At 45.0% G+C, this 11993-nt stretch carries 13 protein-coding genes; 1 reads left to right on the top strand and 12 read right to left on the bottom strand.

All coding sequences use genetic code 11. From position 1 onward, the window contains the following. Window positions 1-103 precede the first annotated feature (103 nt). Window positions 104-565 carry a DinB family protein gene (locus tag H532_RS0106420; RefSeq protein WP_027724806.1) on the top strand — a complete coding sequence of 154 codons (462 nt, stop codon included), beginning with the start codon at window positions 104-106 and terminating at the stop codon, window positions 563-565. A gap of 339 nt (window positions 566-904) precedes the next feature. Here H532_RS0106420 and menC read toward each other — a convergent pair whose 3' ends face one another. From menC to H532_RS0106355, 12 genes are all read right to left on the bottom strand, one after another. Next, window positions 905-1978, bottom strand: coding sequence for an o-succinylbenzoate synthase (gene menC / locus H532_RS0106410; RefSeq protein WP_425426237.1), 1074 nt, complete (start codon window positions 1976-1978; stop codon window positions 905-907). A 74-nt stretch (window positions 1979-2052) separates the two neighbouring features. Continuing rightward, entirely contained in the window at window positions 2053-2877 is an 825-nt protein-coding gene (locus H532_RS0106405; protein ID WP_038111700.1) for a GNAT family N-acetyltransferase, read from the bottom strand. Then, entirely contained in the window at window positions 2870-4015 is a 1146-nt protein-coding gene (locus H532_RS0106400) for an amidohydrolase (RefSeq protein ID WP_027724802.1), read from the bottom strand. Before H532_RS0106400 ends, H532_RS0106405 begins: the two co-directional genes overlap by 8 nt. Before the next feature lie 199 nt (window positions 4016-4214). Further along, a complete protein-coding gene (locus H532_RS18070) occupies window positions 4215-4514 on the bottom strand; it encodes a hypothetical protein (RefSeq protein ID WP_051263184.1) in 300 nt (99 codons plus the stop codon). Between the two features lie 216 nt (window positions 4515-4730). Beyond that, on the bottom strand, window positions 4731-5597 hold the full coding sequence (locus tag H532_RS18065; protein ID WP_155994997.1) for a DUF817 domain-containing protein: 867 nt from the start codon (window positions 5595-5597) through the stop codon (window positions 4731-4733). Continuing rightward, a complete protein-coding gene (locus H532_RS0106385; RefSeq protein ID WP_027724801.1) occupies window positions 5584-5805 on the bottom strand; it encodes a helix-turn-helix domain-containing protein in 222 nt (73 codons plus the stop codon). The genes H532_RS18065 and H532_RS0106385 overlap by 14 nt, the downstream gene beginning before the upstream one ends. A gap of 10 nt (window positions 5806-5815) precedes the next feature. Then, a complete protein-coding gene (locus H532_RS0106380) occupies window positions 5816-6298 on the bottom strand; it encodes a DUF2975 domain-containing protein (RefSeq protein WP_027724800.1) in 483 nt (160 codons plus the stop codon). Window positions 6299-6421: 123 nt separating this feature from the next. After that, a complete protein-coding gene (locus tag H532_RS0106375) occupies window positions 6422-6667 on the bottom strand; it encodes a hypothetical protein (RefSeq protein WP_038111697.1) in 246 nt (81 codons plus the stop codon). A 225-nt stretch (window positions 6668-6892) separates the two neighbouring features. Next, window positions 6893-7882 carry a LacI family DNA-binding transcriptional regulator gene (locus tag H532_RS0106370; protein ID WP_027724798.1) on the bottom strand — a complete coding sequence of 330 codons (990 nt, stop codon included), beginning with the start codon at window positions 7880-7882 and terminating at the stop codon, window positions 6893-6895. A gap of 12 nt (window positions 7883-7894) precedes the next feature. Continuing rightward, window positions 7895-8941 carry an aldose epimerase family protein gene (locus H532_RS0106365; RefSeq protein WP_027724797.1) on the bottom strand — a complete coding sequence of 349 codons (1047 nt, stop codon included), beginning with the start codon at window positions 8939-8941 and terminating at the stop codon, window positions 7895-7897. Window positions 8942-8943: 2 nt separating this feature from the next. Continuing rightward, window positions 8944-10512, bottom strand: a complete 1569-nt coding sequence (gene galT / locus H532_RS0106360; protein ID WP_027724796.1) for a UDP-glucose--hexose-1-phosphate uridylyltransferase — start codon at window positions 10510-10512, stop codon at window positions 8944-8946. Between the two features lie 115 nt (window positions 10513-10627). Further along, entirely contained in the window at window positions 10628-11800 is a 1173-nt protein-coding gene (locus H532_RS0106355) for a galactokinase (RefSeq protein WP_038111710.1), read from the bottom strand. Window positions 11801-11993: the final 193 nt, after the last annotated feature.

The raw sequence follows: 11993 nt of genomic DNA, 5'->3' as shown, positions 1-11993 counted from the left end.
TTGCTCTCAAACAATGATGAAGGTGAGTATATTCTCTTATAAAAGTTCAAGGTTAGTGCTAAAATTTAATGCATAAATGAAGTTTCCTAAGGAGGAATATAGCGTGAGTCAAACAGACCAAATGATTGCCCTGTTTAAAAGCCATCGTGACGTGACGAATGCATTGATCGGGAAAATTAAACCTGAACAGGAAGCGTATCAGCCAACGCCTACCTCGATGTCGGCAAAACAACTGGCCGTACATATTCTCACAACGACTTATAAATTTGTACGAGTTGCAAGCACTGGGAATCCGAGCCTCTTCAAAGAAAAAACAGAAGTCCCCCAGGCGAGCCTTCAAGAACTGGCCGAATCACTGACCGAAAGAACATTAGCGCTCATTCAAGGAATGACCGATGAAGACTGGGAACGCGAGTTGGATGTCACCGACATTCTCGGGAAAAAAATGAAAGCAAACGCCTTTTTCCGATTGGGCATCGACCATGAAATCCATCATAAAGGACAGCTCTTTGTCTATGTTCGGGAAATGGGCTATACTGATTTGCCCTTTTATACAAAAAAATAATAAAAAGCAAGGGGAATTCCGCGGGGGATTCCCCTTTACATCTTGTTTTTGAGCGTTCATCGCTGGAGTTGGAGGCTTAGTTTCGTTTGATTACCAGCAGATTTCTCCGTCTTTCCAATAGAATTGGTCTTTTGGTTTGCGAGTTTCAACTGCTTACCCGCAGGTTTTAGCGATTTACCACCAGTTGGAAACCATTCTATATTTTCAGAACAATAACTTAAGCAAATTTTTATGTGATTTGTCCTTTGATCAACATAGTAATAAAAAATTAAAAAAACCGGAAATGGACTGGCTCATCTCCGGTTTTCCCATGTTTAAATAGAAAATCTCATCTTCAGTTCACAGTTCAAAGCTCAAAACATCAACTGTGTAAAATTCCAAAGCTTCTTGATCAACCTCATAACCGATGCCAGGCTTTTTCGGGACTTGGATCAGGCCGTCATGCACCGTGACTTCCGGCGTAATAATATCCTTGTCCCAATAGCGGGCGGAAGCCGATGTATCCCCGGGGAGCGTAAACTGCGGCAAGGTTGTGATCGCGATGTTATGCGCGCGCCCGACGCCTGCTTCAAGCATCCCGCCGCACCATACCGGAATGTCATGTGCCTGGCAAAAGTCATGAATGCGTTTGGCAACTGTTAAACCACCAACGCGTCCGATTTTAATATTGATAATCTGGCAGCTCCCCAGTTCCACCGCGTTTTTGGCATCGCCAAAGGAATGGATGCTTTCGTCTAGACAGATCGGTGTTTTCAACTCGCGCTGAAGCCGCGCATGCTGAATGATGTCATCATGAGCCAAAGGTTGCTCAATCATCAGCAAGTCAAAATGATCCAATTGTTTAAGATGATCCATTTCTTTAAGCGTGTAAGCCGAATTCGCATCCGCCATAAGGGGGATATCTGGAAACACCTCCCGAACGCGCCTTAAGACATCCACATCCCAACCTGGCTTGATTTTAATTTTAATCCGCCGATAACCTTCATCCAGCGCGGCGCCGATTTGGTCCAGCAAGGTCTCCACATCCTTTTGGATACCTAAACTGATGCCAACCTCGATCTGTTTTTTACTACCTCCCAACGCTTCCGAAAGAGGCAAGCCTTGTTGTTTCGCATAGAGGTCCCAGATGGCACCTTCGATCGCAGCTTTTGCCATATTATTGCGGCGGATAGCGGAAAACCTTTCACCCAAATCATCTGGGTGGCTGATCGGCCCTTGACGTAGAAGTGGGATCAGAAAATCAATCATCACATGTTCATTGGTGACCACCGTTTCCTCGCTATACCATGGAGCGTCGAAAGCGACCGATTCCCCCCAGCCGCTTAAACCATCGCGGTCAATTGCTTCAATAATGAAAAAATCGCGATAGTGTATGGTTCCGAAACTTGTGGAAAACGGTGCTTTTAACCCCATTTGAAGTCTTCTTAAAACTATTTTTTGAAGTTGTAAATCGCCCATCCATCTCACCTATTTCTTTCATCTTCTTTTTATAACCTTAACAAACTGCGTTTGACGAATACATAGTCACTGATTACAGCATCTTTTTCTCTCAGCACTTTAACCCCTACAAAACCTTCGGACATCAAGTGTTGAAAAATTTGCCTTGTTTTCTTTCGCCAATCCCGGGCCAAGGACACATCTTTCTTTTTCAATTCCTGAAAAGTGCTGGGGATGGGGACTAACCAGCCCTCTTCTTCCGAAATCTGAGGTAAAGTCTCAAGATGAAAATCTGAAAGTTTCGGTAGGCGGCGGTGGTCGGTTTTGATATCGATAACTCTATGTAAATCGCCTATAGCCAACTCTGGGCTATGACGAACATAGTCACTATTGATCCGCCACTCGACTTGAAAGCGATCCGTCTCGAGCCCGGCATTCAAATCATCATCCAAATCCCCATACAAATTCTCTATGAAACTAGCTGCAATGCCTCTCAATTTTGTTAAGTTCAAGTAGCCGTTCACGCTTTCCAACGGGTCAAAAGTCCATGTAATTATAGAATACCCGAGTCTTCGAGCTTCCTCCATTTGTTTCATTTTTAAAGCATAACCGATGCCCCTTTTTCGATAGTCTTTATGAATGCCCATCATGTGTGAACACAGATAATGCTCCCCATTTTTAAAACCGGGAAACCCATAATTGAAACCGACCAGCCGCTCGCCGTCCAAAGCACCGATCATCACGCCACCATTCTTTATGGCTGTCAGCGTTTGATGAACAGGAATAGGGGGCATACCCCAAACGGCTTCTTCAAGTTCTTGCACTTGTTTTAATTCATCCAATGATGTTAAATTTTTGAGACGGATGTCACCCATGCCGCTCACCTCCCTTGCCAAAACTTTCCAAAGTCTTCATCACAACGCGGGTTAAAATGCGGACACCCGCAAGAAGCGCCCGTCGGTCAAAAGTCATATCGGGATGATGCAGCCCAGGTTTCAGGCCGCAACCTAAGCCTAGCATCGTCGCCTTGAGTTTAGGTTTTTCCACAGTATAGAAATGGAAGTCATCACCGCCCGTCGATTTTATAGCGCCGGCCATATATTTCGCTCCTAACGTTTCTTCGATCGCTTCTTTCATAAAAGTCTCCGCCTCACGATCGACCACTGCCGCTGCCACAAACGCTTCCTTTTTTAAATGAATCGGCACGCCGTAGTAACGGGAAAGCCCATCTGCCAAAGCAAATATCTTTTCGATCAGCGCATCCATTAACTCATTCGTTTGTGCGCGCAAGTCGATGCTGAATTCGGCCTTCCCAGCGATGATGTTAGGATTTTGCCCGATCGTCTGAAATTGCGTGATTTTGGCGGAGTACGATTCAAACGTTTTTAATGAAAGGCGCTCTATTTTCGAGCCGAAGTCACTTCCGACTTGAAAAGCGCTCGGCCCCATATAAGGCCTTGCCCCGTGAGCGTCTTCCCCGTCAATTGTGCCTTTTATAAAACAAGCGGCATGATGGCGAATGGATGATCCGGCATAACCGTTCGGCAATTCATTTTCCGGACGCAAATGAACGCCGTATAAAAAATCAAGGTCATCGGCGACGCCGCGCTTAACCATCTCCAATGCGCCTTTTCCGGTTTCTTCAGCCGGTTGAAAAATCACACGGACCGTGCCTTTTGGAATTTTTTTATTCAACAGTTCTTGAATGACACCGAGAGCCATGGTCATGTGCGCGTCATGGCCACAGGAATGATTGGCCCGCATTTCACCGCCGACTTCCTGCCAGAGCGCATCTATATCCGCTCTTAACCCGACAACCGGAGACCCGCTTCCGATATCCACATAAAGGCCCGTCAGATCATCAAAAGTGATAGGTTTTAACCCCCAATCAGTTAAAAGCCGCTTGATATATTCGGTCGTCCAAACTTCTTTCCAACTCACTTCCGCATGATGATGTAGGTCATTAAATGTCGTTTGGAGAAAGCTTTCTATATCGTTATTCAACACGCTCATCCCCCTCATGATGTAAAAAAGCGGTATGCTCGCATCGCGTTCATCGAAATCTTCCCGCTGATTGATACTTTCCAGATTTTTAAATACTCCCTTATTTAATGAACCTGGCCTGTCAACAAAATAAGAAAACGGGAGTGCATTCGTATTCTATTTTTTACATAAGCCTCCCGTTAGCGAAAAAATCGCTCATTTATTTTTATTAAAACCCGGAATTCCATGCGAAGATGATAAACGTCGTCCATATAAATGAAACAATAATGAAAACCGAGCTAATGATCTTTAGTAGATCATCGAGTCTACTTTTATTAACCTTTAAATACAGCGTCCCGATTGAAATGAAGCAAAGGACATAAGATAAGATGGCGCCCAACCAATACCACTGCATCGTTTTTTCTCCGCTGTTTCCTAAGTAAGCCATCCCTTGAAATTCGATACTGAAACCAAAACCAGCTGCAGCTAAAATCAGAGATAAAATACTGAGGACATTAGCTTTTACCAAATTACACCCCTCATTTTTCTTCAAAAAACGTCACCCGTAATCCAGGGGACCTAATCTTCAAAATCTTAAATATTATTTTAGCATAAATTATTCATTTAATATCGCAAATTTGCAACCATTCACGAATTGCCCATGACATTAGCCACCTATTTGGCAACAGGAGATCCATTCCCTGCACTGTTTATCACTAAAAGGCAACCAATAAAAATAGAGGGGCTAAACCCCTCGGTTGCGACCCCAGAACAGAAGGACCTTTATCGGGTCAATATAAAAACAGTTTTTCACTGTTCGCACCCTTTTCGTATCCCGATTTTCTTTATATAGTTTTAAAGTCGCAACGATGAGAAAGCTGACGATCACTAATAAAAGCCAGGAGCTGACTTTTCCGGGATGGACGAGCGTCCAGCCATTGGACTGGTTGGGATATTGCCAGGCGCCAAAAAATGTGGCAATGTTTTCGGCAACCCATATAAAAAAACCGATGAGAAAAAATGACAGCGCAATCGGCATGCGATACTGGATGTCATTAACTTGGTAGGACACCCAAGATTTTCGAAAGACGAGGATGACTAGCCCTGATAACCACCAACGGAAGTCCGGCCAAAAATGATGAGTGAAAAAATTTAAATAAATAGCCGCAGCTAATGGAACGACCGATACCATGGAAGGCCAATCGATGAGTTCCACCTTCAAACGGCGCCACGCTTGACAGAGATAACTCGCGACACTGGCATACATAAAGCCGCTGTAGAGCGGGACGCCAAACACCTTGGTATAACCATCTTCGGGGTACGACCAAGAGCCCATATGCACTTTGAAAATCTCGAGGGCAAGGCCGATTAGGTGAAATACCGTAATGACTTTTAACTCATCTTTTGTTTCAAGACCTACATGGACCATCCACCACTGCATCAGTAGACAGATGATGAGCAGCCAATCATAACGCGGAAAAAAGGGAAGCGGCACCAAACGCGTTAAGGCCAAGGAGGTGAAAATCACAACAGGAAACAGGCAGGATAGCGCTTGTTCCCAAGCGAATGACAGCAATTGTCTAAGCACGTATCGCACGTCAATGTTCAACATCTTCATCACGGCGGTATTCTAGAATATCCCCAGGTTGACAATCTAAGGCTCGACATATCGCATCTAAAGTAGATAACCGAATAGCTTTGGCCTTTCCATTTTTTAAAATGGATAGATTCGCCATGGTAATCCCGACCTTCTCCGACAGCTCGGTGACGCTCATCTTCCGTTTTGCCAACATCACATCAATATTGATGATAATCGCCATCTTCGTCACCTCAGATCGTTAAGTCATTTTCATTTTTAATTTCGAGGGCTTCTTGCAAAAGTCGTTCAAGGACGGCCGCAAAAACGGCAATCACTATTGAGGCAAAAATAATCGTCAAGCCAAAGAGAATCGCTCCGGGCGCATCATCTCTTTCCGCTACCAGATAAAAAAGCGGTAAGCCCACGAAATACAAACCGGAAATGATAAAGGCACAGTTTTTGATCACTCGTAAAGCCCTCACCGATAAATCCGAAAAGGCTTGATCTTTATCAATAAAACGCAACAGCTTAAACGCCTGAAATAACCCGATGTAAAAAGGTATCGCCGCCCCGTACATAAGGATAAAGACAAAGTAGCGAATCACCCAAAAATCCGGGTACAACTTCGCAGCATAGTCAGCGATGCCGGGTACTAAAAAAATGCACAAAGTAAGTATGACAGCACCAATCAAAACCACAGCGGTTTTTAAAATCAACGTGGACCCACGTTTCATCACATACGCTCCTCACGTCATTATTTTTCTATAACAATCTAACATAGTATTTATTGTTTTAGTTGATCTTTTTTATCCAAAATAAAAACGGGGGATGCCATCCCCCTTGCAAAGCGTTAGTATTCACGCTTTTACCGTCGGATTTCGGTGTTTTACGTCGGGTTTCGGCAGTTTACTGACAAATTTCAGTTGTTTACCGCCCAATTTCAGTTGTTTACCGTCAGTTTTTTTAAGTTTACCGCCATATAGGAACAATTCTGACAAATTATGAAGCACTTTCAACAGATACTCAATAAACGTTACCGGCGAATTTCTCGGTTTTACCCATTTCCAGTTTTGCCCAATTTTTTGCATTTTGTCTATGTTCATTCGCACCAGAAGAAATTAGTTTCCTCAATTGCCTATCAAAAGCCGAGTTGAAAAGGCCAAAATATTAGGCTTTTAGCTAAATGGCCTAAAGTTATTATCCAGATTTACCCAATTTTTTGTGTTTTGTATGCCCTTTAAAGCTTTTCGTGATCGGAAATCATATTTTTTCCCAATTGCGCGTATCAAACCGCCGATACAAAAGCAGCGGTTTACAGCACTTGACCGTCAATCACTGCTTTGCCTGATTTTGAGTTCTGTAGCGAGGAAGACCTTCTTGGCGACTTTTCGGTTTGACAGTCGCTCCATTAACAAATCAACGGCAGCCTCCCCCATCATTTCGGTATGAACTTTAACGGTGCTGAGCGGCGGGAAAACATATTTGGAAACGCTGATGTCATTGAAGCCAATAATATTGACACGCCCAGGGACTTCGATTTTTTCCTCATGAAGCGCCCGCAAGCAGCCGATCGCCATCGCATCATTGCCGACAAAGAAGGCCGTAGGCAAAGCATCACCATGGTCTTTTATCGCTTTTTTCATGAGGGCGTATCCGTCATTTACTGAAAACGTCCCAATGTATACCGCGTTTTCATCGAAAAGCCCTTTTTCCTCTAAGTAGGAGCGGAATGTCCGTCCCCGCAAGTCTTCGATGGTTGCGGTTTGGTCTTTATAACGCTCGTGCCCGCCGATGTATCCAATGCGGCGATGACCTTTTTTCAAAAAATGATCTAACACTTTCCGCGTCGCTTTCTCAAAATCAATGACAACGGAATCGTAGATGTCATCATCCGGCGAACAGTCGACAAATACGATGTTTTTCGTCACGCGATGCAAGGCTTTCGCTTGTTTCGGGCTGAACTTGCCGATTGCAATAATGCCTTGAACGTTTTCGCGGTCGATATCTTCATGGTTGTCATAAAAAAGTTTTACCACCTGCAATCGCTGGGTTTGGCACTGTTTTTCCGCGCCAAGGCGAATCGACATATAATACAAATCATCCAGTTCTTCCTTTTCGGTATACCAATGGATGATCGCCACCTTTAGCGCTGTGGATTTGCGCGCTGTTTTCTTTTTATAATCGAGCGCTTCGGCGGCTTCAAATATTCGCTTTTTCGTTTCGTCCGTCACCGAAAGGGTCGGGTCGTAATTTAAAACCCTTGACACCGTTGCGATGGACACACCGGCTTTTTCAGCGATATCTTTAATCGTTGCCACGGCCACTTCTCCTTATTTCACACAAAAAGTATAAATCGTCTTCGCTTGATAGGTGCCGCCCTTTTCCAAAACAACGGACGGAAAATGCGGATGATGCACCGCATCGGGTAGCCCTTGGGTTTCAAGACAAAGCCCCAAATATTTCCGGGCTTGCACACCGCGAATCATAAAATCATCCCCAAGCTGATTCCCTGTATATAAAACGACACAAGGCTGATCGGTTTCGACGATCAATTGCCGCCCGCTTTCCGGATCTGTCAGGACAATTTCCCGGTCAAAATGGCGATCTAATAAAAATGGATGGTCATAGCCTCTTGAGGCAATCAGATTTTGTTCATGAGTGGACCTGACGCCATCTTCCACCCGCCGTCCGCTTCTGAAATCAAAAGGCGTGTCCTCGACAGCCAAAATTTGTCCAGTTGGTAGAAGCGAGCGATCCAGTTCCAAAAAGCGGTGACTTTTCATTTCTAAAGTGTGCCCCAAAACATCACGTTTCAGGTTACCGCTTAAATTAAAATACGTGTGGTTCGTGACATTGACAAGCGTCGTCTCGTCACTCACCCCATGGTACCGGATGGTAAACCGGTTGTCATCATCCAATGTGTAAACCATTTTCATCTGCAAATTCCCAGGATACCCTTCTTCCCCATCAGGACTCTGATAGAAAAACGCGACGCTGGCCGAGTGATGGTCTTCCGCCGTTTCCATGTCCCAGAAAACATGGCTGAAACCCCTATGGCCGCCGTGTAAATGGTTGCCGTTTTCATTTTTCGTCACGTGATAGGTTTTACCGTTAAGAGTGAACGCTCCGCCTTTGATTCTTCCGGCAACACGGCCGACCACCGCGCCAAAATACGGCGAATATTTTTCATATTCTTCGACCGTATCAAACCCCAAGACGACATTTTCGACCTTTCCGGATGCATCCGGCACCAAGATTTTCGTGATAATCCCGCCATAGTTCAGACAAGTGAGCGTCATCCCATGACTGTTCTTAATGGTGACGGCTGTCACCTCACGCCCGTTGATTTCCCCGAACCGTTCCTGATTGATCCTCACTGTCATGCCTCCACTTCCCCTTTAAGTTGCTCGCGTATAAATCGTTTCAAAGCGGCTTTTCCTTTTTCATCTCTTTTAAAAACGGCCGCATCTTCCAACACCCGCAAAAATTTCATGCCGACTTCATGCCGCACAATTTCTCTGACTGATGTTTCCGTAAGGCGATCTCTATAAATCTCTTTCATATGATTCGCCCACGGGACATGATAATCCTTGATGTCATTAGGCCGATCCAAAAGATAATTTTCGACGTGCTCCAATTCTTCCTTTAACCGTGCCGGCAAAACCGCAAGCCCCATCACTTCAATGAGCCCGATATTTTCCTTTTTAATATGATGGACATCTTCGTGAGGATGAAAAATGCCCAAAGGATGCTCGGCGTTTGTGCGGTTATTCCGCAACACAAGATCCAGCTCATATCGGCCTTTCCGGATTCTTGCAATCGGCGTAATCGTGTTATGCGGCGTCTCATCTGTAAAAGCAAGAATATCGACCGATGGATCATTGTAGGTTTTCCATTGTTCAAGGATAAAATCGGCGCACGCCGCCAAAGCTTCCGCATCTTCGCCTTGCAGCCGAATCACAGGCATCGGCCATCGGACAATAGCAGCCGCAACATGCGGAAAAGCTTTCAACCGAAAATGGTAGTCGGCTTCGGCTTTCGCCATAGCAAACGTATAGTTCCCGCCTTGATAGTGATCATGGGCGAGAATCGACCCGCCGACAATTGGCAAATCCGCGTTCGAGCCGAGAAAGTAATGGGGAAACTGCCGGACAAAATCCAACAAACGCCGGAACGTCATGGCGTCGATTTTCATCGGACGATGGGTTTCGGAGAGAAGAATGCAGTGCTCGTTATAATAGACATAAGGGGAATATTGAAAATGCCAGCATTCACCGGCCAGCTGAACGCGCACGGTGCGATGCTGAGAGCGCGCTGGATGACCGATCCGCCCCAAAAAGCCCTCATTTTCCACACACAGAAGGCATTTCGGATAACCCGGGCTTTTCGTTGCCTTAGCTTTGCTGATCGCTTTAGGATCCTTTTCCGGTTTTGAGAGATTGATCGTGATATCGAGCGCACCATAATCCGTTCTAACTTTATAATTGATATTATTCTGAATCTCTTTCATTTTAATATATCGGCTGTTTTGGCTTAATTGATAAAAGTAGTCGGTGGCCTCCTTTGGATCATGCCGATACCGCTCAAAAAACGCCCGATTGACCTCGGAAGGCCGAGGGATGAAACAATCCATGATTTCCCCAGCGAGGATGTCCTTTTCATCATCGGCGTTTCCAATCATCCCCTGCTCGCATGCTTCTTGGATCAAGGCCTCAAGCGGATCCGTTTTTTCATTCAAGTCCGGTTTCGCATCCATCGTGAATGCATCTAGATCTTTTGCGGCGACACCAACTTTATTCAAATGATCCGATTCTGTATCCAATGTGAACGCATCCAAACCGAGGCGTGCCATGATCCGGTTGCGGACGTATATTTGATCTTCATTTTCTATTAAACCCAACGCCAACGACTGATGAATTAACCGCTGGATATGGTGTTCCATCGCCATTTCCACCGCTCCTTTCCCTTCGACGAATAAAAGGGGGTGCAAAAGGATTTGCCCGCCCTTTATCGTTTCCCTGCTAAATTTCCATTTTGCCCCGCATCGACATATTCGCGTTAACTTATATCGATGAATGGCCAACTTCCGAAAGTTCACAGGCCCCTTTTCCGATATTGGCCGTATAAAATGATGCGTCATAACCGATTTTTTCTTTATAAATGGCTCCGACATTTTCAATAAACCGGGGCAATGCTTGGTTTTCAACAATAGCAATTGCACATCCTCCAAAACCGGCACCGGTCATCCTGGCGCCAACGACCCCTTCTTCTTGCCAAGCAGCTTCCACCAGCGTATCTAGTTCGATCCCCGTCACTTCATAATCATCACGCAAGGAACGATGCGACGCATTCATTAATGCTCCAAATCCTGCCAAGTCGCCGTCTTGAAGTTTCTGATAAGCTTTCAACGTCCGTTGGTTTTCATAGACGGCATGCTTCGCCCGTTTTTTCAAGATGTCATTCTCAATGGCCGATTGATATTTTTCAAACGTTTCTTCGGTCAGCTCCCCTAATGAGGTGATCGAAACGACGCGTTGCAATTGCGCGAGCGCTTGTTCACACTCATGCCTTCGTTCATTGTATTTGGAATCGGCTAACTCGCGGCGTTTGTTCGTGTTCATAATGATGATTTGGTGATTGTCCAACTGAATCGGTGCATAGTGATACGTTAACGTTTGGCAATCTAGTAGGATCGCGCACCTTTCCTTCCCCATTCCAACCGCAAACTGGTCCATAATGCCGCTGTTTACGTGAATGAATTCGTTTTCCACTCTTTTCCCGATTTTCACGAGTTCAATGCGATCAATGTGAAAATCATAAAGCGCCTCGATCATGACGCCGAAAAGCATTTCTAGTGAAGCCGACGACGAAAGTCCCGCGCCATTGGGCAGATCACCGTAAACTAAAACGTCCATTCCCGTAGTTATAGGGCATCCCGCTTCGATTAAATAACGGATCATTCCTTTGGGATAATTCCCCCAACCGTCTTCTTCCTTATAATCAAGGTCGTTCAGGCTGAAGGACACGATCCCTTCAGACGGAAAATTCATGGAATACAACTGCACCATTTGATCCTTTCTTTTGCGCGCCAATCCATACGTCCCCAGCGTAATCGCGCACGGAAAGACATGCCCTCCGTTATAATCGGTATGCTCGCCGATTAAGTTGATCCGCCCGGGGGAGAAGAAAGAACGAAAATCCTCGTTCCGGAATTTCTCTTTGAATACAGATTTCATCGTCTCTAAATGCACGGTTTGATCCTCCAATAAATCTTAATAACTTTCAAAGCAAAAAAGTCGCTAAGCCACAAATTCTATGCTGGTAGTTTTTATTTTCATTATAAAAAGTAAGCGTTTAACATTCAATAAACTTTTACTGAAAAACATTATTATTTTACCCATGCTTTTACTTAGTAAAAAGAAAGGCTAA

The organism is Tuberibacillus calidus DSM 17572, from assembly GCF_000430685.1.
Taxonomy (GTDB): domain Bacteria; phylum Bacillota; class Bacilli; order Bacillales; family Sporolactobacillaceae; genus Tuberibacillus; species Tuberibacillus calidus.
Note: the sequence above shows the minus strand (reverse complement) of the source record. Positions and strands in the feature narration are given on the sequence as shown.

What these genes read in the sequence shown, in the direction of transcription:
- H532_RS0106375 (WP_038111697.1), bottom strand. Translation starts at nt 6,667, where the DNA reads ATGAACATAGACAAAATGCAAAAAATTGGGCAAAACTGGAAATGGGTA.
- galT (WP_027724796.1), bottom strand. Translation starts at nt 10,512, where the DNA reads ATGGCGATGGAACACCATATCCAGCGGTTAATTCATCAGTCGTTGGCG.
- H532_RS0106400 (WP_027724802.1), bottom strand. Translation starts at nt 4,015, where the DNA reads ATGAGCGTGTTGAATAACGATATAGAAAGCTTTCTCCAAACGACATTT.
- H532_RS0106385 (WP_027724801.1), bottom strand. Translation starts at nt 5,805, where the DNA reads ATGGCGATTATCATCAATATTGATGTGATGTTGGCAAAACGGAAGATG.
- H532_RS18065 (WP_155994997.1), bottom strand. Translation starts at nt 5,597, where the DNA reads ATGTTGAACATTGACGTGCGATACGTGCTTAGACAATTGCTGTCATTC.
- menC (WP_425426237.1), bottom strand. Translation starts at nt 1,978, where the DNA reads ATGGGGTTAAAAGCACCGTTTTCCACAAGTTTCGGAACCATACACTAT.
- H532_RS0106355 (WP_038111710.1), bottom strand. Translation starts at nt 11,800, where the DNA reads ATGAAATCTGTATTCAAAGAGAAATTCCGGAACGAGGATTTTCGTTCT.
- H532_RS0106380 (WP_027724800.1), bottom strand. Translation starts at nt 6,298, where the DNA reads ATGAAACGTGGGTCCACGTTGATTTTAAAAACCGCTGTGGTTTTGATT.
- H532_RS0106405 (WP_038111700.1), bottom strand. Translation starts at nt 2,877, where the DNA reads ATGGGTGACATCCGTCTCAAAAATTTAACATCATTGGATGAATTAAAA.